The organism is Psychrobacter faecalis (assembly GCF_016107575.1).
GTDB lineage: Bacteria > Pseudomonadota > Gammaproteobacteria > Pseudomonadales > Moraxellaceae > Psychrobacter > Psychrobacter faecalis.
Genome location: NZ_JABAST010000009.1, coordinates 57,251 through 83,730, shown reverse-complemented (window position 1 = coordinate 83,730; position 26,480 = coordinate 57,251). Strand labels below are relative to the sequence as shown.

Sequence of the window (26,480 nt, the reverse complement as noted above, 5' to 3'; positions counted from 1 at the left end):
CCCAGCAATACGCTAAAAAACTAGGCATTGCTCAGCGGGCTAAAAACAAACAAAGAGTTAAGGCGATTCACGCCAAGATTAAAAATACCCGCCAAGACTTGATTCATAAATTTACCACCAACCTTACCAAGACTAATAAAATAATCATCATTGGCAAACTTCAATCAAAATCATTCACTAGGGGCAAACTCGCCAAGTCCGTCTATGATGCAGGTTGGTTTGAGATTAAGCGGCAACTGACCTATAAGTGCGAGAACGCAGGTTGCTACTATGATGAGGTAAATGAAAGTTACACCACCCAAACTTGTTCGTGTTGTGGCTCACGCCAAAATAGTCCGAAAGGTAGGACGGGTCTTGGAATAAGAGAATGGCTTTGCGAGTGCGGTGTCACTCATGACCGCGATATTAATGCGGCAAAAAATATTCTCGCGCTCGGGCCTGAGCGTCTAGTAGTAGGAATCCCCTCACTTTAGGGAGGGGAGGAAGTCAAATTAACATTGACTGTAATTGACACTAACGCCGCGGGTAGCAGTGGGGATGCGGTTATCAGCATAAATAGCAAGACCACCGCGAGCAGTTTCTTTATATTTATCAGACATATCCGCGCCTGTCTGCTTCATGGTTTCAATGGCTTTATCCAATGAGACAAAGTGCTGACCATTGCCGCGGCAGGCAAGACGAGCGGCGTTAATGGCTTTTACCGCGCCCATCGCATTGCGCTCAATACAAGGGACTTGTACCAAGCCGCCAATCGGGTCACAAGTCAGACCTAAATTATGCTCGATACCAATCTCGGCGGCATTCAAACATTGCGCTGGCGAGCCATCCATAATCTCTGCCAATGCCGAACCTGCCATGGCACAGGCTGAACCGACTTCGCCCTGACAGCCCACTTCAGCCCCAGAGATAGAAGCGTTTTGTTTAATTAAGCTGCCAATGGCGGTGGCATTTAATAAAAACTTACGGACGCCATCTTGGTTATAATTGGGTAAAAAGTCACGATAATAGTGCAAGACCGCAGGAATAATACCCGCCGCACCATTGGTCGGTGCTGTGACAACTTTACCGCCATTGGCATTTTCTTCATTGACGGCAAGTGCATACAAATCAACCCAATCCATCGCTGCAAGCTTATCGGTTTTGGCGATAGGCAAGTCTTTTTCAGCGCATAGTTGATTATGTAAATCGTGAGCGCGGCGTTTAACATCAAGTCCGCCCGGTAAAATGCCACTGTTTTTACAACCTTGAGTCACACAGTCCTGCATCACCTCCCAAATCGTATCTAAATAGCTAAAGATATCTGCTTGATTGCGATAGTGACATTCGTTAGCGAGTACCAGCTCACTGATACTTAACCCATGCTCACGGCATTGTTCAAGCAACTCTGCGGCAGTATTAAAAGGGTAGGGAACGATATCAATCGTTGGGCTGGCATGATCCTCATCGGGATTGTTTGCGTCATCTTCGTTGATAACGAAACCGCCACCAACCGAATAATAGGTTTGCTGGTACTTGCTACCATCGGCCAATAACGCGCGGATGGTCAAGGCATTAGGATGATAAGGCAATACCGTATCATCGTACCAATACATATCGCGCTCGCTATCGAAGTCGATAATATGTTTGCCTGATAAATTAAGCTGTTTATCAGCAAAAATAGGCGCTAGATATTCGCCAGTCAAGCGAGTATCAATGGTACTCGGCGTATGTCCAAGTAAACCCAAATATATCGCCGTATCGGTTGCATGTCCTTTACCGGTAGCGGCCAAAGAGCCATAAAGCTCGATTTCAATATTTTTAATCGTCGTTAATGGGCTTTGCTTAAGCAATGACGTCAAAAATAAATTGGCCGCCACCATGGGCCCGACCGTATGAGAGCTCGACGGTCCAATACCAATTTTAAATAAGTCGAAAACACTAATCATATAAATACCAATAAATTGTCAGTGCATCAGCGTATGTGATAAATAGGCTTAAGTACTGGTGTGAAAAAAGATAATAGATAACGGCCCCCAAAGCCTTGATAAATACAGCACAATGACAAGAGCAGGCATTTATTTAAATGCACACTTTAATAAATGTGAGTATTTAAAAAACATGGGATATTATCTATAAATGTCTCCCAGTATAGGCGTACAGAGGCCTGCTGAATAATAACTTTTATTTATCATAGAACTCCGTTATCATGCTCGCAGCCATTACCTGTGTAACATCCTGTAATCTTGCTAACACTATATAGTGAACAACGTCGCAGAAATCCTTAAACTACTTTTAATAGAACCTATTTGACGGTCTGCATTTGGTCAAAGTAAATGACTTTCCTGCTGTTATCGTTTTTTAATTCCTCTATAGTTGTTGATGATTGGCATGACTTAGTTGTTATCGTTTTGACTGAATTCATATCTGTATTCTCATAGTTGTATTTCTCACAGTTTTTTAGCTGACTAATATTCTCTCAGCTCAAATAGGACAGCGCATGACAACTCCCGAACCTCATTCTCCAAACCCCGAAAATAGCACCCAAGAATCTGCTTCGCACAATGCATTAGAAGCGGCTGGTATTGATGCAGCTGCGACGAGTTATCCGCACAATCCAGACTTTGATAATGGTCGTTGGTTTCCAACGTGGCGTCCGTATGGCGGTGATTTGGATCGTGATCCGGTCGGTATCAATGAGTATTTGCCGCCAGCAAAGAGCGTGTTATTAGGTGTGCAGCATACTTTTGCGATGTTTGGGGCGACGGTGCTGGCGCCATTATTAATGGGCTTTGACCCCAATTTAGCCATTTTGATGTCCGGTATTTGTACGGTGATGTTTTTTATGATTACCGGTGGGCGTATGCCTAGTTATTTGGGCTCAAGCTTTGCCTTTATTGGGCCGGTTATTGCGGTGACGGCTTATGCAGGCGTGGGATTTAATGACAATTTGAATGTCGCCTTGGGCGGTATCATGGCATGCGGCATCATTTATGCGCTGATAGGTCTATTGGTCATGAAGACGGGTACAGGCTGGATTGAGCGTTTGATGCCGCCCATTGTTACCGGTGCCATTGTGATGATTATTGGTTTGAATTTAGCACCAGTGACCATTCAAGGGGTATCTGCCAACCAGTTTGATGCATGGATGGCTACGCTGACGGTATTGTTTATCAGTGGGGTGGCGGTATTTACCCGCGGTATGCTGCGCCGTTTGCTGCTGTTGGTTGGCTTGATATTGTCTTATATCGCTTATTTCTTTATGACCAATGTGCTCGGTTATGGCGTTCCGATTGACTTTACTAGTGTATCAGCAGCATCATGGTTTGGTCTGCCAAGTATTCATACGCCGCATTTTGAGATGAGTGCGATTATATTAATTGCGCCTGTTGCCTTTATTTTAGTGGCCGAAAACTTAGGGCACTTTAAAGCGGTCGAAGGTATGACTAAAGCACGAGTAACGCCTTATATGGGTCGGGCATTTTTTGCTGATGGTTTAGCAACGACGTTTTCAGCGGGTTTTGGTGGTACAGGTGTGACCACTTATGCAGAAAACATCGGTGTCATGGCTGTGACCAAAGTATATAGCACGACGATTTTTGTGGTAGCAGGTCTGGTGGCTATCTTGCTTGGGTTATCACCAAAGTTTGGCGCAATTATTCAAACGATACCGGCGGCTTTATTGGGCGGCGCATCTATTGTGGTATTTGGTTTGATTGCGATTGCAGGGGCAAAAATTTGGATAGACAATCATATCGATTTTAGCAAAAACAGCAATTTAATCATTGCCGCGGTCACCGTTATTATGGGTACGGGTAATTTTAGCTTGCATCTAGGCGGCTTTGATTTGGGCGGTATCGGAACGGCTACTTTAACGGCTATTGTGCTAAATGCTTTATTTAATCGACAAAAAGATTAACCGTCAAAAAGATTGATTTGTTCATCGTAAAAAAAGCCACAATAAGTATTGTGGCTTTTACTTATTGTGGCTTTTATTCATTACCGCTTTATTTATAATTTCGTTTATAGAATCTGGCAAAAAAACGATAACGGCGTAGTGCGCGTGGCTTAGGTTTTAACGACCCTAAATAAATGGCAAACATCGTCAGTAGCGCGCCGCTCCATTGCAGCGTATTAATCGGTTTATCAAGCCAGCTATAATCAATCACCAAGGCCGCAATGGGCTCGGTTAATAAGAGCAGCCCTGTCAATGCTAAAGACAGCTTAGGAATCGAGTAGGCGATAAGCCCCCACGCCAAGCATTGCATCACCGTGCCATAAATCAATATCCAACCAATCTCAGACCAAGTACTGGGCAAAATATTACCCATATCAAAGATAAACATCGGCAGAATCATTGCTATGACGCCGCCGATACTCACCAGCTGCATCAGCATAAATATCGGCGTTGGCTCAGTATCATGGGTTTTACGGATAAAGGTCATGGACGCGGCAAGCATGGCACCTGAGACGATGCCCGTGACAAACCCCCAAGTCGCAGCGGTATTTTGCGCAAACTCAGGGCTACCTATCATTGCCACGCCTAGCATGGCTAAAAATAAACTGATGAGCTGCAAAATAGATTGCCGCTCATTAAAGTATAAAAAGCCAATGGCCGCCAAAAAGAAAATCTGCAAGCTATTAAGCAAGGTTGAGATACCGGGACCGACCGCATAAATACTCTCATGCCATAGTGCCAAATCGAGTCCTAAAAACGCGCCTGATAATAGACCGTAAAAAACAGCACGCTTTGAGCGCGGAAGTCGTTGCCCTGTCATTTTAGCCAATATAGCAAACACCACGCCAGAAATAGCCAGTCGCCAAAATGACATTGCCCAGCCACCGATATCGACATGGGCGACAATTAAGCTGCCCAAACCAAAAATAACGCAACCAATGACCAAGCCAGTAGCGGCGGAGCGTGAAGAGGCGATAGCCATGCAATATCCTTATCTCATTACTATGTTACTTTTTTAAAATGCTTTTTAAGTGTGGTTTGCTAAAGAGTTGATTTGTATAGACAGGCCATATTGTCAGTGTTTTGCTCTTGAATTGGAATGCTTTGGTGCAATTTATTTTATAATGACTTATCACTCACCATAGATAAATAAAGCGGTCACCTTCTTACAGCAATAGCATTGGCGCACAAGCTGCCATTTGTTATTCTATCATCTATTTGTATTTTGAAGCACATCCTGTTTTAAAATAGTGATACTCTTCAAATACTTAACTTAATATAGTGAATTTTATATAAAATAGAGACATGATATTTTTGTGCGAAACTGTCGTAAATTTTCTTCGCTTGCTGTGCGCTTCGCTCTCCAGAGGCTTCAAAAAATCTATGACAGTTCCGCTATATCGTTTTTACAATGAACTCCCCATATATTCACAGTGCTTCTATTACTTTTAGCCTAGGTTTGCTTATGCTGCAACGTTCTATATCGAAACGACAAATAGACTTCTTATCTACACTGCTGCCACGTCGCAGTTTCATTGCGCGTCTATTTGTCATGAGCGCCATAGCTGCTACGTTTTTTGGGATGTCAAATGCACAAGCCGCCAGCTGCAAAATACCCAAAAGCTATTATAAAAATGTCTCTTGTACCTCTAGTAGTGGCTATTTCTTAGCGATAAAAGATTTCGGTGCACCAGTTGCCTTGATTGATAAGCAAGGCAAAAGTGTGCTTGATTTAACCCGTTATCAAAAAGTAGATGCCGATAAAATATCGGGTGGCTTGTTACCAGTGCTGCGCAATGGTCGGGTGGGCTATGTCAATATGCAAGGTCGCGAGGTGATCCCTGCGGTGTACGATATGCTCAAAGAAGGACAAAATTGGGCGCGTCCCGTCTCTGAAAATCGGATTGTGGTCAAGCAAAACGGTCATTATGGGGTTGTCGATACGGGCAATAAAACCATCGTGCCATTTGCCGCTGCAATTAGTGACATTGACGATTATCGTAGCGGCATGACGCGAGTACGTAAAAATCAAGCCATCAACTGGTTGGATAAAAATGGTAAACCTATATCTGACCCAAATAGTAGTGCTGCTAGTCAAACAGCGAAGAGTGCCGCTGCTAATAACATCAAGAATAATAGCAGTAATGCCAAAGAATCGCAGAAGCTAGAACCGTCTCGTGGTTTTACCACCTTGCAGCCGCGTCAACAAGACGGCAGATGGGGCTTTGTTGATGAGAATAACATCTCTATGATTACCTATTCTTTCGATGAAGTGCGACCATTTTCTGAAGGCTTGGCGGGCGTGCGTATCGATAATGAATGGGGCTTTGTCAATTTAGGCGGCGAGTTGGTGATTCCTTTTCGCTTTGATAATAGCACTGTGAGTGTGAGTGATTATTATAAAGACCAACCTGCATTTGTATTTACAAATGGCAAAGCTTGGATTGGCAATTTAGAAAACGGCAATAAAATGTGTATTGATAAAGAGGGTGACAGCATTGCTTGTGATTAATACTTAAGACTTATCATTTAATATCACGCTTAAATTTGCCGGTAAAAAAAAGAGTGTCAGAGCGATAGATCATTCATCGTTCTGACACTCTTTTTTTGCTTGAGACGGACTAGCATTAAACTTAAATGGTTATTTTTCTAGCAAGTGCTTACTAATCAAATCGACCATATAAGGCTGATAGTATTCGGGAATATCGTGTGCCATGCCTTCGATTAAATGAAAAGTTGCATTGGGTATGGTCTTTGCAACCACCCGTCCTTGCGAGGCGGGTAATAGGCCATCAGCGCTGCCATGCAGCACAATCGTCGGTGCTTTAACTTGTTTGCTATATTTGCTAATCGAGCCAGAAGCTAAGATGGCATTGAGCTGTTGTACCGTACCAAGTGGATGGAAATTACGCTGATAACGTATCTTAGCAATGTCACGTACCATGCGCACATTGACGTGTCCTGGCGTACCAACGGTTTTCATAAACCAGACGCTATGACGGACGATATCGCGCTCAGAGTGGCTCTCAGGACGATTGATAAGGGTATATAACTGCTTAGGTTTCGGCGGTTTTAAAAACGCTCGATTGGTGGTGGTAAACATCAACGCCATACGTTGCACCAAACTTGGATAACGCGCGGCGACGATTTGAGCGATCATACCGCCCATAGAAGCGCCAAGCAGATGCGTTTTACCAAGTTTTAAGGCTTTGATTAAACGTGCCGTATCTTCTGCCATGTCGGTCAAATTATAAGCAACCGGTGCGCCTTTATTTGACAGACCCGTTTGCAAGCGCATCATCATTTTCAATTGACTGATACGCGGCAAGCCATCAATCTGTACTTTAGATGACAAGCCGATATCACGATTGTCAAAACGAATCACAAAAAACCCAGCATCGATAAAGCGTTTGATAAAATTGTCGGGCCAGAAGATCATTTGTGAGCCCAGCCCCATAATCATAAGCAATGGCGGATTCTTGGGATCACCACCGGCTTCAACGCACAGCTCAATGCCATCACCAATATCTATCATTGCTTGATAAAGATGTTCGCTCAAATCAGACGGATACCAAGCATGATCGCCAAACTTTTGCCATTCAGGCGTCGGGTAATCGATTGTTGGAGAGTCGATTGTCGCAGCGCTAAGTGCTGAAGAATTAGATGGTGAAGAGCTAAGCACTGTATCATTGGTCATTTTGTCATTAAGCACTAAAGCATTGTCGGTTTCTTCTGAATTTACAGACGCGTTTGTGTGATTGGTGGGGTTTGATTCTGTCATGAAGTATCCTATTTAGATGGTCGTTGGCTTAAAATTCGAGCATCTCAAAATCAAGCTTGCCAACGCCGCATTCTGGGCACGTCCAGTCGTCTGGAATGTCTTCCCATTTGGTACCAGGCGCGATGCCTTCTTCTGGGCAGCCAAGCTCTTCGTCGTATATCCAACCGCAGACAATACATTCATAACGTTTCATAAATAGTCCTATCGATTATTTCCAGTTTTACGATTACTAATGTTTCTTTTACCAGCGTTTTTGCTATTACCAGTGGCGTTAACTAAATTAATCGGCATTTTTAAAGCAATTATTAAGTATTCTAGCCAACATTTAGCGTGTAAAAACGCACGTAGTTTAGCATATAGCGGTTATTTTCATAGTTAAGTTTACACTTGTATATTGAGATTCACCAGCTTTTATCAAGTGCCTATGCGTCACTTTCAAGGTTTTAGCAGGGCTGTCATTGCCGATTTTGCCGCCACGATAAAGCTGATTATGCTATAATTATCGCCGCTATTTTTAGCGATTGTCATCTCATTTATCACCTACCTCATTTACCACCGTCATATCATTATTTAAGTTTTATAAGTTAAGGGTTACTATGAGCGCGAATGCCGCCGTTACATCAGCTGAAGTTAAGACCACAACCGATTCATCTAATACGCTCAATACTGACCATCCATTTTGGCAAATCATTCGCACAGTACCAGACTTCCCAAAAGTTGGTATCGATTTCTATGATATTACACCGTTACTACGCAGTCATATCAATGCGGTGATTGATGAGATGTTAGCGGCTTTGCCTAAAGGTTTGCTTGATGAAGTGGATTGCTTAGGCGCCGTAGAGGCGCGTGGATTTGTATTTGCCAGTTTGCTGGCGGGACGTTTGGGTAAAGGCATGATTTTGCTGCGTAAACCCGGTAAATTACCGCCACCGGTTGCCAATAAAGCTTATGCGTTAGAATACGGCAAAGACACGCTTGAGATGCAAAATAATTTGCCGCCTGAGCGGGTATTATTGGTCGACGATATATTGGCGACAGGCGGCACGCTGATGACCGCTTATGAGCTTTGTAAATCTGCACAGCATACGGTAGTTGGCGCCTTGGTATTGTTAGATTTGGTTGCTCTGCATGGCGAGTTTCCTGTACCTGTTTATACGGTTTTAAAAGCTTAGAGAAATGGTTTTTAGCATAATAAAAAGCGCGCTGAATTAATAGTTCAGCGCGCTTTTTAATGGCATGTACTTTGTTGGTTCGTCTTGACCTGCGTTACTTGTCTTGCTGATAACTTTTACACGCCTGTTCGACGAGCAAGCGGCTAATCGTTTTTGGTTTGGTCAGCTTAAAGTCTTTGGTTGTCAGTATCGGTTTATCGGATTGCCAAGATTTTAACACTTTATCGTCAGCAGCATAGTTGACATAAGCGCGACGATAATAGCTTGCATCCTTACATGAGATAAGCCATTGTTGGTCGCTATGATGAATGCTGGTTTCTTTCACTGTTTTATTAGCGGCTTTGTCTTTATTCTCTTTTGCTTTCGCTTCATTTTCTTTAGCGTCTTTTGCGCTATCCTTTGGCGCAGGATAGGTTCTACGAATAGAGACGGTAATGTTTTCGACCTCTTTTTCATCAATAATATGAATGTCTGAGCGTTCGATAGAATCCACATCCAAGCTAAAAACAGAGCCAGTTTGGCTTTTTGAGACCTCTAACCAGTTTGCCGCATAGCCACTCATTGCAAGCGTACTACCTGCTAATATCACTGCTAGCCGTTTCATAATCGAGCCTTGCTTGTTGTTATATAAAGTCGCTTATCATAGCCAACTTGATAGAAGCAGGCAAATTACTTTTATGACAAGGGGTTCATACTGAGACAATCTCAGCACTCGTGATTAGCAGGCAAACGCATAAAATATATAAATATCGCAGTTAATCTCGCATCGCCGCGAGCATTTGCGCAAGCTCATCACGCGCACCGATAAAGCCATCGATACCCTTGGGTAATAAGTCTTGGGTGACGATATCTTGCTGATAAGCGGCACTGAACTCGTCATGGGTTAAGCTGACCTTCGCCATGTCGGGCAAATCCATTGACATACTTGGTGACAGTTGGCGTGTCACTTCGACATCCATGGCTGCCAGCTCATCAATCAGATTGGGCGCGATGGTCAATAGATCACAGCCAGCTAGTGCTAATATTTGCTCGGTCGAGCGGAAACTTGCGCCCATCACTTGGGTCTTATAGCCATGTTGTTTGTAGTATTGGTAAATAAGCTTGACCGATTGCACACCCATATCATCTGAAGCAGGGACATTTTGGCGGTTTTGCTGACGTTTTTGCCAGTCTAAAATACGTCCAACAAAAGGCGAGATTAGGGTAACGCCCGCATCGGCACAAGCAATCGCTTGATGTTGACCGAATAATAACGTCAAGTTGCAGTGAATTCCCTGAGTTTCAAGGTAACGCGCCGCTTCAATACCTTGCCAGGTTGCGGCCATCTTAATCAATACGCGCTCTGAATCAATACCTGCTTTTTGGTAGGCTTCCATAAAGCTGAGCGCTTTATCAATGGTGGCTTGAGTGTCATAAGATAAGCGTGCATCGACTTCGGTTGAAACGCGACCTTCAATCAATGCCAAAATATTACAGCCGATTTGAACGGTTAATTCATCAATCACTGCATCGACATCACCGCGATGGCGACTCATGGTTTCTGACATCAGCGCTTCATTGTCCGGATGAATCAGCGCTTTGGTAATAAGGCTTGGATTGGTCGTGGCATCGATGGGTTTTAGACGCGCAATGGCGGCAAGGTCGCCCGTATCAGCGACAATAGTGGTCATGGTGCGAAGCTGTTGTAATGCGCTCATCAGATATCCTATGATTAATTTACGTTTTGATGTTTTTATTTAGCCGTGTTATTTAGATTGGTTATTTCAGTTAGTTGCTTATGAATTTTCATTGATAAAGCGATTTATCATGGCGGTATGGTGAATTTAACGGCTATCTTTAAACTGTATCATATATTTGGACGGTTGTAGCCTGATAGTTTTATAGGGTATAGCGTTTATCGTGCATAACTGTGCTAAGATTTATGGCAAATTGCTTATTTGCGCGTATTTACGAATGGGCACTGTCGATAGTTTTTGCTATAGTAGAGCCGATCCACTGTTTGGCTCGCTAAACATGAGAACTAAGCGAGCATTTATTATTAAAATAAGCAGGTTACCTAGCTAATAGACAACAGTCATAAACTTTAGCAATAACTTTAGCAATAATATTAGAAAAAGGATGGGCGGTAATGAGTGAGCAGTCACCAGAGCAAAATGTAGACAATCTAAACCAAACCCCTGCAAGTGTTGATGGGGCTGCAACTGATAAAGCGTTTTTAAACACATTGCGCCAAAGTATTGATGCAGTTGACTGCGAAATTCAAACGCTCATTAATAACCGTGCCAAATTGGCGCAGCAAGTAGCGACGGTAAAAAAAGACCACGTTGCCAATAGTCCTGATGCCGAAAAAACCAATCCTATTTTTTATCGTCCTGAGCGTGAAGCGCAAGTGTTAAAGGCGGTGATGGAACGTAATACTGGGCCCATCGCCGATGAAAAAATGGCGCGTTTGTTCCGCGAAATCATGTCAGTCTGCCTTGATTTGGAAGCACCGCAGCGTATTGCGTTCTTAGGCCCTGTCGGCACCTTTACCCATGCCGCCGCTTTAAAGCATTTTGGTAAAGCCGCCGATACCGTGCCGCTAAATACTATTACTGACGTCTTCCGAGAAGTTGAAGCAGGCACAGCAATGTATGGCGTGGTACCAGTTGAAAACTCGTCAGAGGGCGTGGTTAACCATACCTTAGATGGCTTCTTATCTTCTAGCTTAAAGATAATCGGTGAAGTTGAGTTGCCTATTCATCAAAACTTCTTGGTTGCTGAACACACCAAAATTGATGGCTTAAGCCGTATCTACTCACATCAGCAGTCATTGGCGCAGTGCCGCCATTGGCTCGATGTTAATTTCCCAAATGTTGAGCGTGTGGCGGTATCGAGCAATGGTGAAGCGGCCCGCCGTCTCAAAAACGAATGGCATTCAGCGGCAATCGCCGGTGATGTGGCAGCGGCAGAGTACGATTTACATAAGCTGTATTCAAACATCGAAGACAATCCTAGCAATACCACGCGTTTCCTAATTATCGGTCACGAGGCGATTGCGCCATCGGGTCAAGATAAAACTTCAATTATGGTTTCAGCGCATGATAAAGCAGGCGCCCTGATCGAAATCTTAAAGCCCTTGTCTTATCATGGCGTGTCGATGACCAGTATCGAGACGCGTCCTGAACGTCCAAATAAATGGGCTTACGTGTTCTTTATCGATATGGATGGCCACATCGAAGACGCAAATGTGAGTGCAGCAATTGCTGATATCCGTCCATTGGTCAAAGATTTGCACATTTTAGGTTCTTATCCAAAAGCCGTGCTATAAAGCTGGCTTAATAGAATGGTTTTAACAGTAGGGATTCATCAACAGTAAATGCCTTATCACATCCAAGGATAAATCATGCAGTCATCACAGTCGACAGAGTCAAATTTATCACCGCTAGTGCCGGCCTATGACAGTATTTTAGAGCTAATGCCTTATCAGACGGGCAAGCCGGTTGAAGAGTTGACACGCGAGTACGGTGTCTCAGATGTGGTCAAGCTTGCTAGTAATGAAAATCCACTGGGCTGCTCACCGCATGTCACGCTTGCGATTACCGAGCAACTGGGTCAGCTGGCACGTTATCCTGATGGCAATGGTTATTATCTCAAACAAGCACTTGCTGACTTTAACGATGTTGGTGTCGACCAGATTACTTTAGGTAATGGCTCTGATGATTTGCTTGATATCTTAGCGCGTAGTTTTGCTGGCGTCGATGATGCGATTATTTATAGTCAGTATGCTTTTATCGTTTATCCGATGCTGGCCAAAATGCAAGGCGCAAAAGGCGTGGAAGTGCCAGCCAATCGTTTTGGTCATGATTTAAAGGCGATGAGTCAGGCGGTAGCGGACAATCCTAATAGCAAAATGGTCTTTATCGCCAATCCTAATAACCCAACGGGTACGCAGCTTACGCAGCAAGAGTTACGTGCATTTGTGGCTAGTGTGCCAAGCTCAGTGTTGGTGGTACTAGATGAAGCCTATATCGAATATAGTCCTGAGAGTAATAATAGAGCGCTGCTCGATGAATTTGAGAATGTGGTTATTGTACGTACTTTTTCAAAAGCCTATGGGCTAGCAGGTTTGCGTGTTGGTTATGCGCTAAGCTCAGTCGCTGTCGCCGATTTACTCAATCGCATTCGTCAGCCCTTTAACGTTAGTAGAGTCGCTTTAGCTGCTGCCAATGCTGCGCTTGCAGACCAAGACTTTATTGAAAAAACAAGACTTAATAACCAAGAGCAAATGCGCTGGTTAGAAAAGCAGTTTGATGCCTTGGGGCTAGGGTTTATTAAGTCGCATGCCAACTTTATCATGGTTGAAATAGAAGTTGAGATGGAAGACATAAACGCGGCTGCCATTTATCAAGCATTGCTAGAGCAAGGCGTGATAGTGCGTCCATTAGCAGGTTATGGTTTGCTCAATTGGCTGCGTATTACGGTAGGGGTTGCAGAAGATAATATGCGCCTGATTGATACCTTGCGCTCAATACTGACTGAAGATTAATAAAAAAGTAGTTATCCGTATTTTAATCAAAAAATAAATCAATTTTACGACGCCAATATCAGCATGCTTTATGCCTACTGATGCTGGTTTGTTGAAAGAGAAACGCCGTGAGTCGCCAGCAAAACAACCTTAGCAATCAAAATATAAGTAATCGAAACTTAAGCAATCAACCCATAACCAACCAAAACAATCATATGCAATCGTCTATACATACTCAGCCGCCATTATTTGAGCAAGTCTGTGTTATCGGTCTCGGGCTGATTGGCGCGAGTCTTGCCCAAGCCATCAAAGACCTTGGTTTAAGTGCGCGCTTGGTGGCGGTTGATCGACATGCACCAAGCATCGATGAAGCCATGCAACATGGTTTGCTAGATGCGGGTAGTGCCGTCTTAAGTGAAGTGGTATCGGGCAGCGACTTAATTGTCATCGCCGTGCCAGTGCAAGCGGTAAAGGCTGTGTTTGTCGATATCAAAACTGCGATGGATCATGGACAGCTTGCTGCTGATTGCCTCATTACTGATGTCTGTAGTACCAAGGTTAATATCATTGAGGCGGCAAAAGCGGTCTTTAGCTCGCTACCAACGGGGTTTGTCCCTGCGCATCCGATTGCTGGAGCGGAAAATTCAGGCTATCATGCCAGGCGCGCCACTCTATTTGTCAATCATAGCGTGATTATCTGTGAGCTGCCAACGACCAATGATAACGCTGTTGCTAAGCTTCGTCAGTTATGGGAAGCAGTTGGTGCGACGGTCATGCCGATGGCGGCTGAACGTCATGACGCAATATTGGCACATACCAGTCATCTGCCGCATTTGCTGGCGTTTAATTTGGTTGAACAGCTGGCAAGTCATGATGACAATTTAGATATGTTTCGCTATGCCGCAGGCGGTTTTCGCGACTTTAGCCGTATTGCCGCCAGCGACCCTAAAATGTGGCATGATATATTTTTTGCCAACCAAAGCGCGATTATAAGCGCTCTTGACGAGTATGGCGTTTATCTACAGAATATGCGCCAGCTTATCATTGATAAAGATTCGACCGCCCTCATGGGGCTTTTGGGCCGCGCGCAAGCCGCACGGCGACATTTTGGCCATATGTTAGCCAGCACCCCTTATACGGATACTTCTGCCATGTCAGCTTCTTATAATATTACTCCTAGCAACACCGTCTCTGGCACCATTACTATTCCTGGTGATAAATCTATCTCGCATCGCAGTATCATGCTTGGTAGCCTTGCCACAGGTGTCACCAACGTCACAGGGTTTTTGGAAGGAGAGGATGCGCTGGCTACCTTGCAAGCATTTCGTGATATGGGCGTGAGTATTGAAGGCCCTGATAAAGGTAAATTAACCATTCATGGCGTCGGTATGAACGGTCTAAAACCAAGCAAAACGCCCTTATATATGGGCAACTCAGGCACCAGTATGCGCCTGCTTGCCGGTATATTAGCAGCGCAGTCATTTGATAGTGTATTGACAGGCGATACCAGTCTAAATAAGCGTCCGATGGAACGTGTGGCCGCACCATTACGTGAAATGGGAGCCGTCATTCAAAGTACCGGTCATAATGGTACCGCACCGCTTAGCATTACGGGTCGAGCGAATGTTGGTGAGCCGCTCCAAGGTATGGAATATGATATGCCAGTTGCCTCTGCACAGGTTAAGTCTTGCTTATTATTGGCGGGACTTTGGGCAGAAGGTACCACGACCGTTATTCAACCTGAAGTTAGCCGCGATCATACCGAACGTATGCTCTCAGCCTTTGGTTATCCTGTGATGGTTGATGGCAATCGTGTCAGCGTCAAAGGTGGCGGTACGCTTACAGGCGGCGATATCGCCGTTCCTGCTGATATCTCATCAGCGGCTTTCTTTATGGTAGCCGCAGCTATCAGTCAGGGCAGCGAGCTGACCCTAACGCAAGTGGGTATTAATCCGACGCGTACGGGTATCATTGATATTTTAAAATTGATGAATGCTGATATTAGCCTAAGCAATGAAACCCATGTCGGCGGCGAGCCAGTGGCGGACATTACTATTCGCAGCTCAAGCCTAAAAGGTATCGAGATTCCAGAATATTTAGTACCTTTAGCGATTGATGAGTTTCCCGTATTATTTATCGCTGCTAGCTGTGCCCAAGGTCGTACGGTGTTAACCGGTGCAAAAGAGTTGCGTGTGAAAGAGTCAGATCGTATCGCCGTGATGGCAGACGGTCTACAAACACTAGGCATTGATTGTACGGTGACTGAAGATGGCCTGATTATTGAAGGTAAAGGCATCGAAGGTAAGGGCAGTAACGTTAATGAAGTGAATAACAGCCAGCCTGTCTTTGGCGGCGGACATATTACCTCGCATCATGACCATCGTATTGCCATGAGTTTTGCGGTTGCCAGCTTACGTGCAGCGAAGCAGATTACCATTGAAGGCGTTGAAACCGTCAATACCAGTTTCCCAGGATTTGCTGAGCTTGCCAATCAAATTGGTATGTCTATCAAGGTCGATAATGGCGCGGCTTAATATTGAAGTTGTTAATTACCTGACAAAATATTATTAACTTCTAAAATTTAAAGCTTTATCTTCTGAATCTGTTAAAGTCCAAAAGCTAAATTTTAAACTTGTTATAAAATTTATTTAATAATAGTTGTTGTCGTGAGCAATGTGTTGATACTTAGTTGGTATCAACGCATTGCTTTTTACTTTCTACCCTCTACGTAGTAACCCTGCGCTCTTACTTTTATCATTTGATAATGGTTTAAAAATAGGTAAGGGCGCGCTTTGCTCTAAAAAGTTGTATCGTCTTATGGCCACTCAAAATGTTGTCAAAAAACCCGTTGCTCCTATTCAAACCACCAGACGCGGTATTGCCACCGCGCTAACAGCGTTCTTTATTTGGGGTGCATTTCCGTTATACTTTAAGCAGCTCGCTGCTTATGATGCGACCGAGATTATCGGCCATCGCATTATATGGACCTTTGCCTGCTTGCTTATCGTATTGGTGTTGACCAAGCGCTGGCAATGGATTGATACGCTAAAGCAAAACCCGAGATGGATAGCATTTTCTTTTATATCGGGTTTGATTATTGCCACCAACTGGCTTACTTATGTATGGGCGGTCAACCACGACCGCATTCTTGAGGCCAGTTTGGGTTATTTTATCGGACCATTGGTCGGCGTGGCGCTCTCGATGATTTTGTTTAAAGAGCGTTTGCGCCCCTTGCAATGGGTAGCTATTGGTTTTGCGCTATTGTCCGTGCTGATTCAAGTCGTTATGATTGGTAGCCTGCCATGGATATCGCTGATTTTAGCCTTTAGTTTTAGTACTTACGGCACCATCCAGCGCCAAACACCGCTCACGGCGGTCGATGCCATGTTTGTAGAAACCACCATGTTAGTACCGATCTGTTTATGGTGGTTTTGGCAAGCTGACGTGGTGAGTAGTCAGTTAAGTTTTTGGTTTACCTCAAACATTTGGCTGCTGATGCTGGCAGGTCCGATTACGCTGATACCATTATTGTTGTTTAATAAATCGACTAAGATGGTTGCTTTTAGTATTCTAAGTTTTATGAATTATCTGACCCCGACCTTTATTTTCTTCTTGGCGGTATTCTATTATAACGAGCCTTTTGATTTACATCGTCTGGCGGTATTTGGTTTGATTTGGCTTGGGTTATTATTATTCAGCATTGACCTATGGCGCCATCGTCCGAGTAAAGCGTTAAAAGCTGCGCGCCTGCGCGACGAGGCGTTATCGTAAAATTGTTTTAAAATAAAAGTATAATAAATAAGGATAAGCGCATGTTTCATACCGAATCTGATGTGGTATTTGTCAAAGGCTTAACAGTAGAGGCGGTGATTGGTGTCTATGCCTGGGAGCGCGCTATTACGCAGCCACTCCTGATTGACATAGCGCTTGAGACGGATATTAGTAAAGCGGCTGTGTCAGACGATGTTAATGATGCGCTCAATTACAAAGCGGTCTGCGATGATGTGAGCGCATGGTGCCAAGCCATTCAAGCGCAGCTGCTTGAGCATTTGGCTGGTCAAATCGCTGATAAGCTACTGGCAAAATATAACTGTCATAAAATAACGCTCAGCGTTGCCAAGCCAACTGCTATTCAACAAGCGGATGCGGTTGGGGTGCAGATCACCCGTTATGCCAAAGGCTCAATAGCCGAATCCAATGTAAACCAAGATAGTTAATCTGATGACACATAGAGCATTGGCTGATTTGAATCTTGAAGACTTAAAACAGTGCGCGCCTGAACAGCTGCAAACGCATTCTGTATCGGCAGTGCTGCTCGCCCTCGGTAGTAATTATCAAGCTGAGAAATACTTACCACGCGCTCGAGAACAGCTTGCGGCTTTAGGTGAAATACAGCTATCAACGGCATTTCAAAATCCTGATTTTACCGCGACACCTGAGCTACCAAAACCTGACTATACCAATCAGTGTGTTTATTTAACCCTTACATCTGCCATGACCCTGCAGCAGTTGCAGCAGACTTTTAAAAAAATTGAGAGTGATTGCGGTAGACAGCGTTGCTCTGAATCAATAAAAAACCCTATAAAAAAAGTCGCTATGGATATTGATATTTTACTAATAAAATTAGACGATAGAGAAAATAGCCTAAGCAATTATTTGGCGCCTAAAAAAATAGTCAAAAATTCAGAGCAATGGATAATCATGGCAGATCGTTATCCATTTAAGGCCCATGAAAGGGCAGGGGTTGAAGAGTTGATTTTGAGTGGGCTTTAAAGAAGTTAAATGCAGTGGCTGAGCTGTTATTAAGAATAAGTCAAAGCTATTAAATCCTTAGTATTTTCCTTCAAGTATCTCAAAATGAAAGCCGGGTACTACCCAGCTTTTATCTAATTCATATGGTTTAGCGCAAAAATCCTTACTGCGCCGTCAAACCACCATCAATAATAAATTCTGAACCTGTTGAGTAGCTCGATTCATCTGATGCTAAAAATAGCACCATACCGCTGACTTCTTCGGGCTGCGCCACACGTCTCATCGGAATGGTTTTGGCAAAAGCTTCAACTGCATCTTTGGTATCGCCTTGCATAATCATCGGGGTAGCGATGACGCCTGGGTGAATGGAGTTCACACGTATGCCATAAGGGGCGCACTCTAATGCCGCCGCTTTAGTCATACCGCGTACCGCAAATTTAGAATCGGTATAACCGATAGCGCCGCCAACCAAACCGTTAATCGATGATATATTGATGATAGAGCCTTGCTTAGCGGCTTTCATCGTTGGAATAACCGCTTTCATGCCTAAAAAGACCGATACTTGGTTAATCTCTAAAATCTTGCGATAGTCTTCCAAAGAAGTATCCAAGATAGATTTGTGCGTGGTAATACCCGCGTTATTTACTAAGACATCGATTTGACCAAATTTTACCTGTGTTTCTTTAACGACTTGTTCCCAATCATCTTCATTGGTGACATCATGTTTGATAAATAGCGCATCAGCGCCAAGTTCGGCGGCCAAGGCGTCGCCTTTATCAGAATTGATGTCGGTCAAGACGACTTTAGCACCCTCCGCCATACATAAACGCGCATGAGTTTCACCCATGCCTTGAGCTGCGCCCGTGATAATGATAACTTTGTCTTGTAAACGCGCCATGATAGTGCCTTTTTTTAATTATGAATAATAAAAGAGTATAAGACAAAATGACTAAATATTCATTAACAGTTATATAGTCTTGACTGCATATTTTATCTTTTAAACAATGTTTTTAAAGCTTAGCTTTAAATCATGATAGTGAGAAAACGATGTACAACGATATATTGGATTTTTGTTTTAATGAGGCAGGTAGTGAGAAGTTTTTTGAAAAAGACTTAGCGTTTGATAAGTTATTAATAGAGCGCTACAGCGATATACTTGAGCAAGCAGCGGAGGCAGAGTTTTATACGTGGCGTAGCAGCATACAAGGGCGCTTAGCAGAAATTATTATATTAGACCAGTTCTCGCGCAATATTTACCGTAATACGCCAGCGGCTTTTGCCCAAGATGCGATGTGCCTTGTACTTGCGCAAGAGGCGGTGGCTGCCGGAGCATTAGAGGCGTTTGAAACGATTGATGAACGTAAGTTTGTATTGATGCCTTATATGCACAGTGAATCAAAACTGATTCATCAGCAAGCAGAAAGGTTATTTAAACAATATACCAATGCAGACAGCATAGATGCTGAGCTCAAACACAAAGTAATTATCGATCGATTTGGCCGTTATCCGCATCGTAATGACATTTTAGGACGGGTGTCGAGTAGCGAGGAAATAGAGTTTTTGACCCAGCCTGACTCGTCATTTTTATAAATGTTGTCTGTTAACTATAGTGAGTGAAAAGTAATATAGAGACATCACGCACTGCTGATATCAATTTTTCTTGCTTGCTGTGCCTGCGCAGACAGAGGCTACAAAAAATTGCTATCAGCAATACCGTTGCGTTTTTAGAATATTTTGACGATAGTTAGTCGTTAAAGCGCTATTTGTCTATTGGTTAAAATAAAAAGAGACCAATTGAATTGGCCTCTTTTTATTTAATCTCCAAGCTAGCGAGCAATTTACTTCTGCTCAGTGCCAGCTGCATCCATATCAGCACGACCGATGACATCTAAGTCTTCTAAGCACAGTTTATCGTATTCTTTTTTGCAAAAGTTTGGGTCTATCTTGCACATGGCCGCTTGTAGTTGATCGAGTCGATTTTCCGACTGCTGGATATGTTCGAGCATTTTAGCAAAGGCTTCAGCCACTGGGTCTTGTGAAGAAGGGTCAATCCCATAAGCCTGAAACGCCGTCGCTCGTGCAGTGTTAGAAGTAGGGTCTGTTTCTTGCTGGTCAGCAGTTGCACCTGCTTGCGCGGCTTTTTCTTGTTGTTTGGCGTCCTGTACTTTGGTTGTAATAGGATTGCCTTTTTCGTCATGATGGTCTGAAATCATACGAGCGGCGCTACCAACCATCGTTGCACCTGCGGGTACGGGTTTGACCACCACCGCATTTGAGCCAATTTTAGCGCCTTTACCAACCGTAAATGGTCCTAATACTTTGGCACCAGCACCGACAATGACTCCGTCCTCTAAAGTAGGATGACGTTTGCCATTATTCCATGAAACGCCGCCAAGGGTGACGCCGTGATAAAGGGTAACGTCGTTGCCAATCTCAGCCGTTTCACCAATCACTACGCCGACGCCATGGTCAATAAAAAAACGCTTGCCGATTTTAGCGGCAGGATGAATCTCAATGCCAGTGATGATACGCGAGCCATAAGAAACGGCGCGCGCCGCCAGTTTTTGCTCATTTTGCCAAAGACAATGCGCGCCGCGATGTAAAATCAGGGCGTGAATGCCAGGGTAGGTCAAGATGACTTCTAGGCTATTACGCGCAGCAGGGTCGCGATTGAATACCGCTTCGACATCTTCTTGTAGGTCTTTTTTGATACGGGCAAGCGATTTGAACAAGGAGGTTGGCAATGACATAAAGCGTCCTATCGATTGTCAGAAAAATACTGTCAGGAAAATAGTGTCAGAAAAATCACAATGACATCTTTTAAAGTTATAACAGCTTTGAGTTGTAAAATACAGTGTTGTCTTATCTGTGTGGCTCAGGCTTCTATCTGTTCAAAGACAAGTCCCGCAAATAAATGCTAAATGGCGCTAAAAACGTAATGATAAAACCATTTTTCTAATGTTTGCTAAGCTTAGCAATCAGTGCGCTTAATAGCTGATACTCTTTTTGATCCAGCTGCACGCGTGAGCCAAGTCGCGACAGTCGCGCTGGCAAGGATTTTAAATGTTCACTGTCTGCTAAGCCGCGTTGAACCATCAAGTTGGTGGTACGCTGAACGAGCTGTTGTAGTTGCTGCTGGGTGATGGCCGGCTCATCCCATTGTTGACGTAAATGCACGTCTAATATGGGCTGAACTGGGTTTACATCGTCTAAGCTTTCATCAGGGTTTTGAGCATGGGTTTGCGCATAAGCAAAGATAAAGCTGGCAATGACCTGTACGGCAGAGGCAACATTGAGCACCGGATAAGCGGGATTGGCATCGATTTGAATATGATAATCGGCGTACGCCAGCTCTTCGTTGGTCAAACCGCGGTCTTCACGACCAAATAAGATAGCGATGTTGGGCTTGCTAATAGCTTGCGGGCTTTCACTATTATTTGCTAAATTAAGCGCAGTTTGCTTATCGATAAAGTCAAACATGATGTTGGCCGCTTGCGTCGGTGTGACCACAGGACGCGGCATGTGACGGCTACGGCTGCTGGCCGCAAATACCAGCTGGCAATCCGCTATCGCCGATTCTAACGTCGGCGTTATGGTGGCTGACATTAATAATTCACTACCGCCTGCCGCGTGCGAAACACTGATTTCATCAATGGGCAGCTTGGGGTCAACAACGGTCAGACGCGATAGACCCATGGTGTGCATGGCGCGCGCCGCTGAGCCAATATTGGCAGGTAAAGTGGTATTGACCATGACAATTTGTAAGGAAGACAGATAATCGCTTACCGTAAGACTACCGGTTGAGAGCGCTAATTTTTTCGATGGCATCAAAGTTGAGGCAGAGTCGTTACGCATTATAGCCCCAGTCTTTGTTTGATTTCTTGTTCAACCCGTTGCAATGCTACGGCGACGTCTTCAACTAAACCAGCTTGGTCACCAATAAGGCGCTCACGGCACGCTTCTTGTAATTGGCTACTAAGGCGAGTTAACTGAGTCGCACCCAAATTGGCACTGGCACCTTTTAGCGCATGCGCAAGCTCATAGCCGTTGGCATTATCCTTTTCTTGTTGTGCGCGTCTTAGTTTGACAATGCGCTCGTGACTGTCGGTAAAAAACACTTGTATCAAATCAACAAAGTCCTCTTCTAACAACTCACGCATGTCATCAAATTGCTCGTCATTGATAATCTCATCATCGTTTTGCGTATTTGTATTGTTAGGATGTTCAGTCATAATCATGTGTCCAATATTTTAAAAGTTAAAGGCTCAGCTTAGCTACTATAAAGGTGTTAGCTATAATGAAAATGTAAATTGTCTTCATTAACCATGCTCTTTAATTGCTGCAAATTGTCATCGTTAGGGTAGATGCGCCAATGCTCAGATAGCCCGACATTGGCAATACCGTATTCTTCATAAATGCTCAGCCCAAGCGGCAAGCAGTTATCATTAATAGAATCATCGGTGTTGCTAAGGGCATTATTAGCATAGCCGCCGTTTTGCAGCGCATCTTGATGCATGTCATTTTCTAGCGCCAATAAATCATTGCCGTTTTCATCGTATAAGCTGCCGCCCATCGCTGGATCGTAAGCGCCGTTTGCACCGCCGTTATTACCTTTCTCGTCCTGCTCATCGTGATAAGACAAGCGCGGCGCTGGTATGATGTCTGCTTGAGCGGATTTTAGCAAAGGCTGCATACGTGTGAGCAGATTAATATCGCTACCGTGGACTTTGATGCTAATTTTTTTCATCCAACGCAGGCGTGCATCAACCATACTCATGGCATTATCAAGACGGGCAAAAATGCGCCCGTCACGCTCACGGATACTGCCTTTAATGACGACGACTTCATCAATCTTCAACTGCTCTTTTACACGGTTAAAGCGCTCGGCATAACAGCTGACTTCTAGACGTGAGGTGCCATCGTCTAAAGTGATGACGTTACGCGTACCGAAATTGGCAATATCGATAATCAAACCCGCAAAGTAGCAGCTACCGTTATAACCCGTGTCTGCCAGCTTATCGAGGCGAGCGCCGGAGGTATAACGTTTAAGCTCATCGCGATATTCATCGATAGGATGTCCAGTTAAGTATAAACCTAAGGTATTTTTTTCCGCTTTTAGACGATGTTTATCACCCCAAATCAGCTCTGGTGTCATGATCAGTGGTGGCGCTGCGACCACGCCATCCATTTCACCGAACAGGTCCATCATGCCAAGCTCATTGTTTTGGCGGTCTTGTTCCGCAGCTTGTACGGCGCTTGGCAGTTGACTCATCAGCGCCCCGCGAATCTCGTATGCTTCGTCGCTTGGCAAGTCTGGTCGTAAAGTCGCGGCAAAATCATCAAAACAGCCCGCACTGACTAAGGCTTCCAATGTACGTTTATTGACTTTTTTAATATCAACGCGGCGGCAAAAGTCGTATAAATCTTTAAACGGTCCTTCACGTCGGCGCGCCTCAACGATAGACTCAACCGCACCTTCACCAACACCTTTAATCGCACCCAAGCCATAAATAATATTGGTCGGCGTATCGGCGACAAAATGCCACTCACTACGGTTTACCGATGGATTAACGACGGTTAAACCGAAGTTTTCGCGGCAATCATTGATAAAGAACACCACGTTATCAGTGTTGTTCATATCAGAGGTGAGTACCGCCGCCATAAATTCGGCAGGGTAGTACTGCTTTAAATAAGCCGTCTGATAAGCAAGGACGCCATAAGCAGCAGAATGCGAGCGGTTAAAACCGTAGCCAGCAAACTTTTCCATCAAGTCAAAGACGCCGCCCGATGTCGTTTCATCGATGCCTTGCGCGGTCGCACCCGTGACAAAAATATCGCGCTGTTTGGCCATTTCCTCAGGTTTTTTCTTACCCATGGCGCGGCGTAGCATATCAGCGCCGCCCAAGCTGTAGCCTGCCATGACCTGCGAGATTTGCATCACCTGTTCTTGATAGACAATAACGCCGTTGGTATTTTCTAAAATTGGCTCAAGGTTAGGATGGTCATAAATGACTTCCTCGCGGCCATGCTTACGGTCGATATACATCTCAACCATGCCTGCATCGAGTGGACCCGGACGATAGAGCGCACACATGGCAATGACGTCTTCGATATTGGTTGGTTGTAATTTGGATAGATATTTTTTCATACCCATACTTTCTAATTGAAAGACAGCCGTGGTTTTGGCTTCTTGCAGCAGCTTATAGGCTTTTTTGTCGTCTAAAGGCAAGTCCTCTAACACCAAGGCATCTTTGCCCTCGCGGGCGCGGCGCAGATTGATGTTTTCTACTGCGGCGTTAATCACCGTTAAGTTACGTAAACCCAAAAAGTCAAACTTGACCAGCCCAACGGCTTCGACGTCGTCTTTATCAAACTGACTGACGCGGTGACCTTCGTCATCACAGTAAATCGCGCTAAAGTCAGTAATTTTATGGGGAGCGATGAGGACGCCACCCGCATGCTTACCAACGTTTCGACAGACGCCTTCGAGTTTAATCGCCATTTCCCAAATCTCAATGGCATCTTCATAGTCCATATTATCGGGGTTGGAGATTAAGTCTTTTAGCTGCGGCTCTTGTTCAAGTGCTTGGCTAAGCGTAATTCCTGGGGTTTTTGGAATCAATTTGGAGATTTTATTGGCCAAAAAGTATGATTTGCTTTGTACCCGCGCCACGTCTCGTACCACCGCTTTTGCTGCCATGGTACCAAAGGTAATAATTTGCGACACCGCTTCACGGCCATAGGTTTGTGCCACATAATCAATCACGCGGTCACGACCTTCAATACAAAAGTCAATATCGAAGTCAGGCATAGAAACACGTTCAGGATTTAAGAAGCGCTCAAATAACAAGTCGTAATGAATGGGGTCGAGGTCAGTAATATTGAGCGCATAAGCGACCAAAGAGCCAGCACCAGAACCACGACCGGGTCCAACCGGTACGCCGTTGGCTTTTGCCCAGCGGATAAAGTCCATGACGATTAAGAAGTAACCTGGGAAGCCCATCGATAAGATAACTTCAAGCTCATATTCTAAGCGCTCATCGTACTTTTGGCGAAATTCACTCCAATTGTCAGTACGTGCTTCAATCGGAAAGAGCTTATCCAATCGATGATTAAGACCGCGTATTGATTCTGCGCGGAAAAACGATTCAATCGTTTCACCTTCGGGCACGGGAAATTCAGGTAGGACATTAATGCCAAGGGTCAAGGTCACATTACAGCGCGTGGCTAAACGTAAGGTATTATCAATGACCTGCGGAATATCAGCAAACAGCGCCGTCATTTCCTGCTGGGTTTTTAAATACTGCTCATCTGAATACAGCCGTGGACGATTGGGGTCGGCAAGGACATACGAGCCTGCGATACAAACGCGCGCTTCGTGAGCGTCAAAATCATCTTGCTCTAAAAAGCGCACATCGTTGTGAGCAATAATAGGAATACGATGCTTGGCACCGGCATGAATAGCCGCTTTTATAAAAGCGTCTTCGCCCGAGCGATTGGTGCGCTTGATAGCGAAATATAAGCGATCACCAAACTGTGCTTGCCATTCTGTCAGCAGCTCGTCAGCTTTTTCTGGCATAGAACTCACCAATGCCTGACCGACATCGGATTTTTCGGTAAATAAAACGATGACACCAGCGGCGTGCTCTAAAACATGGCGACGCTCAACGACTGGCACCCCATGATTGGCAGCATCGGCGCGCCCCTCGGTAAAGCCAAGCGAGACGATACGGGTGATATTTTGATAACCCTCATTGTCCATCGCCAGTAGCACCAAGCGCGTGTCCTCATTATCCATAATGATTTCACTGCCGATAATGGGCTTGATACCCGCGCCTAAGCAGGCACGATAAAATTTCACCGTCGCATAAAGGTTGGATAAATCAGTCAATGCCAGCGCACTCTGATTGTCCGCCGCTGCCGCTTTAATCAGCGGCTTGATACGCACGATAGAATCGGTAATGGAATATTCGCTGTGGATACCAAGGTGTACAAATGCCATAGAAGACTCTTACTGGTGCAATCAAAAGGGAATAAGCTGTATGATAAGAAATTTTTTATTATCAATACCTTATGGTTTTTTAAGAAGTGATAGGACGCGAAAATTGATATTTTGAGCTTTTAAAGCTGGTCGTCAATAATAGCATTATTTGGCGCAGACAGCCACCGATTCAAACGTATAAGAGAGAGGGCGAGGGTAGAAAAAGCAAGTTTAATCAGGATTAAACAGTCTTAATGAGTTTAGCCAAAAATGCCCTCTATAGGGTTAAGAATAAAGAATAGAGGGCAAGATAAACGCTAGAGAAGGGCATTATTTGCAATCGTTTTTAAAAG

22 protein-coding genes are annotated in these 26,480 nt (G+C 44.4%); 11 read left to right on the top strand and 11 right to left on the bottom strand.

Features of this window, described 5'->3' with window-relative positions; all coding sequences use genetic code 11:
- Positions 1-473: RNA-guided endonuclease InsQ/TnpB family protein (locus JFC07_RS04690; protein ID WP_198328362.1), on the top strand; the 473-nt coding region annotated here is incomplete at its 5' end.
- An 18-nt stretch (positions 474-491) separates the two neighbouring features.
- On the opposite strand, the gene JFC07_RS04685 is transcribed toward JFC07_RS04690, so the two are convergent.
- Positions 492-1,925, bottom strand: coding sequence for an L-serine ammonia-lyase (locus JFC07_RS04685; RefSeq protein WP_102076763.1), 1,434 nt, complete (start codon positions 1,923-1,925; stop codon positions 492-494).
- A gap of 551 nt (positions 1,926-2,476) precedes the next feature.
- On the opposite strand from JFC07_RS04685, the gene JFC07_RS04680 reads away from it, so the two are divergent.
- A complete protein-coding gene (locus tag JFC07_RS04680; protein WP_102076764.1) occupies positions 2,477-3,895 on the top strand; it encodes a solute carrier family 23 protein in 1,419 nt (472 codons plus the stop codon).
- 88 nt (positions 3,896-3,983) lie between these two features.
- Here the strand turns inward: JFC07_RS04680 and JFC07_RS04675 are convergent, their stop codons facing one another.
- Positions 3,984-4,916, bottom strand: coding sequence for a DMT family transporter (locus tag JFC07_RS04675; protein WP_102076765.1), 933 nt, complete (start codon positions 4,914-4,916; stop codon positions 3,984-3,986).
- Between the two features lie 483 nt (positions 4,917-5,399).
- Between JFC07_RS04675 and JFC07_RS04670 the strand changes: the two genes are divergently transcribed.
- Positions 5,400-6,446 carry a WG repeat-containing protein gene (locus tag JFC07_RS04670; RefSeq protein ID WP_102076766.1) on the top strand — a complete coding sequence of 349 codons (1,047 nt, stop codon included), beginning with the start codon at positions 5,400-5,402 and terminating at the stop codon, positions 6,444-6,446.
- Positions 6,447-6,575: 129 nt separating this feature from the next.
- Here the strand turns inward: JFC07_RS04670 and JFC07_RS04665 are convergent, their stop codons facing one another.
- Together JFC07_RS04665 and JFC07_RS04660 are read right to left on the bottom strand one after the other, a co-directional pair.
- Positions 6,576-7,469, bottom strand: coding sequence for an alpha/beta fold hydrolase (locus JFC07_RS04665; protein WP_225211688.1), 894 nt, complete (start codon positions 7,467-7,469; stop codon positions 6,576-6,578).
- A 274-nt stretch (positions 7,470-7,743) separates the two neighbouring features.
- Positions 7,744-7,908, bottom strand: a complete 165-nt coding sequence (locus JFC07_RS04660; protein WP_068406924.1) for a rubredoxin — start codon at positions 7,906-7,908, stop codon at positions 7,744-7,746.
- 403 nt (positions 7,909-8,311) lie between these two features.
- Here JFC07_RS04660 and JFC07_RS04655 point away from each other — a divergent pair, with 403 nt between their 5' ends.
- On the top strand, positions 8,312-8,887 hold the full coding sequence (locus JFC07_RS04655) for an adenine phosphoribosyltransferase (RefSeq protein ID WP_068406921.1): 576 nt from the start codon (positions 8,312-8,314) through the stop codon (positions 8,885-8,887).
- 94 nt (positions 8,888-8,981) lie between these two features.
- Here JFC07_RS04655 and JFC07_RS04650 read toward each other — a convergent pair whose 3' ends face one another.
- Together JFC07_RS04650 and JFC07_RS04645 are read right to left on the bottom strand one after the other, a co-directional pair.
- Positions 8,982-9,491: a hypothetical protein gene (locus JFC07_RS04650; RefSeq protein ID WP_102076767.1), complete on the bottom strand. Its 510-nt coding sequence runs from the start codon at positions 9,489-9,491 to the stop codon at positions 8,982-8,984.
- A 151-nt stretch (positions 9,492-9,642) separates the two neighbouring features.
- Positions 9,643-10,584 carry a transaldolase gene (locus JFC07_RS04645; protein ID WP_068406916.1) on the bottom strand — a complete coding sequence of 314 codons (942 nt, stop codon included), beginning with the start codon at positions 10,582-10,584 and terminating at the stop codon, positions 9,643-9,645.
- Positions 10,585-11,015: 431 nt separating this feature from the next.
- Here JFC07_RS04645 and pheA point away from each other — a divergent pair, with 431 nt between their 5' ends.
- The 6 genes from pheA (at position 11,016) to JFC07_RS04615 (ending at position 18,167) form a co-directional block, all read left to right on the top strand.
- On the top strand, positions 11,016-12,197 hold the full coding sequence (gene pheA / locus JFC07_RS04640) for a prephenate dehydratase (protein WP_198328361.1): 1,182 nt from the start codon (positions 11,016-11,018) through the stop codon (positions 12,195-12,197).
- Positions 12,198-12,272: 75 nt separating this feature from the next.
- Positions 12,273-13,415, top strand: coding sequence for a histidinol-phosphate transaminase (gene hisC, locus JFC07_RS04635; RefSeq protein WP_068406909.1), 1,143 nt, complete (start codon positions 12,273-12,275; stop codon positions 13,413-13,415).
- A gap of 194 nt (positions 13,416-13,609) precedes the next feature.
- Positions 13,610-15,928, top strand: coding sequence for a bifunctional prephenate dehydrogenase/3-phosphoshikimate 1-carboxyvinyltransferase (locus tag JFC07_RS04630; protein ID WP_068406907.1), 2,319 nt, complete (start codon positions 13,610-13,612; stop codon positions 15,926-15,928).
- A gap of 283 nt (positions 15,929-16,211) precedes the next feature.
- A complete protein-coding gene (gene rarD, locus JFC07_RS04625; protein WP_068406937.1) occupies positions 16,212-17,165 on the top strand; it encodes an EamA family transporter RarD in 954 nt (317 codons plus the stop codon).
- Between the two features lie 41 nt (positions 17,166-17,206).
- Positions 17,207-17,611: a dihydroneopterin aldolase gene (gene folB, locus JFC07_RS04620; RefSeq protein ID WP_102076768.1), complete on the top strand. Its 405-nt coding sequence runs from the start codon at positions 17,207-17,209 to the stop codon at positions 17,609-17,611.
- Between the two features lie 4 nt (positions 17,612-17,615).
- On the top strand, positions 17,616-18,167 hold the full coding sequence (locus tag JFC07_RS04615; RefSeq protein WP_068406901.1) for a 2-amino-4-hydroxy-6-hydroxymethyldihydropteridine diphosphokinase: 552 nt from the start codon (positions 17,616-17,618) through the stop codon (positions 18,165-18,167).
- 142 nt (positions 18,168-18,309) lie between these two features.
- Here the strand turns inward: JFC07_RS04615 and JFC07_RS04610 are convergent, their stop codons facing one another.
- Positions 18,310-19,044 carry a glucose 1-dehydrogenase gene (locus tag JFC07_RS04610; protein ID WP_102076770.1) on the bottom strand — a complete coding sequence of 245 codons (735 nt, stop codon included), beginning with the start codon at positions 19,042-19,044 and terminating at the stop codon, positions 18,310-18,312.
- A 149-nt stretch (positions 19,045-19,193) separates the two neighbouring features.
- Between JFC07_RS04610 and JFC07_RS04605 the strand changes: the two genes are divergently transcribed.
- Positions 19,194-19,736 (top strand): DUF924 family protein, encoded by a 543-nt coding sequence (locus JFC07_RS04605; protein ID WP_198328358.1) that lies wholly within the window; start codon positions 19,194-19,196, stop codon positions 19,734-19,736.
- 248 nt (positions 19,737-19,984) lie between these two features.
- Here JFC07_RS04605 and cysE read toward each other — a convergent pair whose 3' ends face one another.
- From cysE to dnaE, 4 genes are all read right to left on the bottom strand, one after another.
- Positions 19,985-20,857, bottom strand: a complete 873-nt coding sequence (gene cysE, locus JFC07_RS04600) for a serine O-acetyltransferase (protein ID WP_238060413.1) — start codon at positions 20,855-20,857, stop codon at positions 19,985-19,987.
- 244 nt (positions 20,858-21,101) lie between these two features.
- A complete protein-coding gene (locus JFC07_RS04595; RefSeq protein ID WP_068406936.1) occupies positions 21,102-21,974 on the bottom strand; it encodes an RNA methyltransferase in 873 nt (290 codons plus the stop codon).
- Between the two features lie 26 nt (positions 21,975-22,000).
- Positions 22,001-22,378 (bottom strand): Hpt domain-containing protein, encoded by a 378-nt coding sequence (locus JFC07_RS04590; protein WP_225211687.1) that lies wholly within the window; start codon positions 22,376-22,378, stop codon positions 22,001-22,003.
- 56 nt (positions 22,379-22,434) lie between these two features.
- Positions 22,435-26,148, bottom strand: a complete 3,714-nt coding sequence (dnaE, locus tag JFC07_RS04585; RefSeq protein WP_191691928.1) for a DNA polymerase III subunit alpha — start codon at positions 26,146-26,148, stop codon at positions 22,435-22,437.
- Positions 26,149-26,480 lie beyond the last annotated feature (332 nt).

Excerpts from the sequence above, each read along its gene's own strand:
- JFC07_RS04685 (WP_102076763.1), bottom strand. The coding sequence starts at position 1,925 with ATGATTAGTGTTTTCGACTTATTTAAAATTGGTATTGGACCGTCGAGC.
- JFC07_RS04680 (WP_102076764.1), top strand. The coding sequence starts at position 2,477 with ATGACAACTCCCGAACCTCATTCTCCAAACCCCGAAAATAGCACCCAA.
- JFC07_RS04675 (WP_102076765.1), bottom strand. The coding sequence starts at position 4,916 with ATGGCTATCGCCTCTTCACGCTCCGCCGCTACTGGCTTGGTCATTGGT.
- JFC07_RS04670 (WP_102076766.1), top strand. The coding sequence starts at position 5,400 with ATGCTGCAACGTTCTATATCGAAACGACAAATAGACTTCTTATCTACA.
- JFC07_RS04665 (WP_225211688.1), bottom strand. The coding sequence starts at position 7,469 with ATGATAGATATTGGTGATGGCATTGAGCTGTGCGTTGAAGCCGGTGGT.
- JFC07_RS04660 (WP_068406924.1), bottom strand. The coding sequence starts at position 7,908 with ATGAAACGTTATGAATGTATTGTCTGCGGTTGGATATACGACGAAGAG.
- JFC07_RS04655 (WP_068406921.1), top strand. The coding sequence starts at position 8,312 with ATGAGCGCGAATGCCGCCGTTACATCAGCTGAAGTTAAGACCACAACC.
- JFC07_RS04650 (WP_102076767.1), bottom strand. The coding sequence starts at position 9,491 with ATGAAACGGCTAGCAGTGATATTAGCAGGTAGTACGCTTGCAATGAGT.
- JFC07_RS04645 (WP_068406916.1), bottom strand. The coding sequence starts at position 10,584 with ATGAGCGCATTACAACAGCTTCGCACCATGACCACTATTGTCGCTGAT.
- pheA (WP_198328361.1), top strand. The coding sequence starts at position 11,016 with ATGAGTGAGCAGTCACCAGAGCAAAATGTAGACAATCTAAACCAAACC.
- hisC (WP_068406909.1), top strand. The coding sequence starts at position 12,273 with ATGCAGTCATCACAGTCGACAGAGTCAAATTTATCACCGCTAGTGCCG.
- JFC07_RS04630 (WP_068406907.1), top strand. The coding sequence starts at position 13,610 with ATGCAATCGTCTATACATACTCAGCCGCCATTATTTGAGCAAGTCTGT.
- rarD (WP_068406937.1), top strand. The coding sequence starts at position 16,212 with ATGGCCACTCAAAATGTTGTCAAAAAACCCGTTGCTCCTATTCAAACC.
- folB (WP_102076768.1), top strand. The coding sequence starts at position 17,207 with ATGTTTCATACCGAATCTGATGTGGTATTTGTCAAAGGCTTAACAGTA.
- JFC07_RS04615 (WP_068406901.1), top strand. The coding sequence starts at position 17,616 with ATGACACATAGAGCATTGGCTGATTTGAATCTTGAAGACTTAAAACAG.
- JFC07_RS04610 (WP_102076770.1), bottom strand. The coding sequence starts at position 19,044 with ATGGCGCGTTTACAAGACAAAGTTATCATTATCACGGGCGCAGCTCAA.
- JFC07_RS04605 (WP_198328358.1), top strand. The coding sequence starts at position 19,194 with ATGTACAACGATATATTGGATTTTTGTTTTAATGAGGCAGGTAGTGAG.
- JFC07_RS04595 (WP_068406936.1), bottom strand. The coding sequence starts at position 21,974 with ATGCCATCGAAAAAATTAGCGCTCTCAACCGGTAGTCTTACGGTAAGC.
- JFC07_RS04590 (WP_225211687.1), bottom strand. The coding sequence starts at position 22,378 with ATGACTGAACATCCTAACAATACAAATACGCAAAACGATGATGAGATT.
- dnaE (WP_191691928.1), bottom strand. The coding sequence starts at position 26,148 with ATGGCATTTGTACACCTTGGTATCCACAGCGAATATTCCATTACCGAT.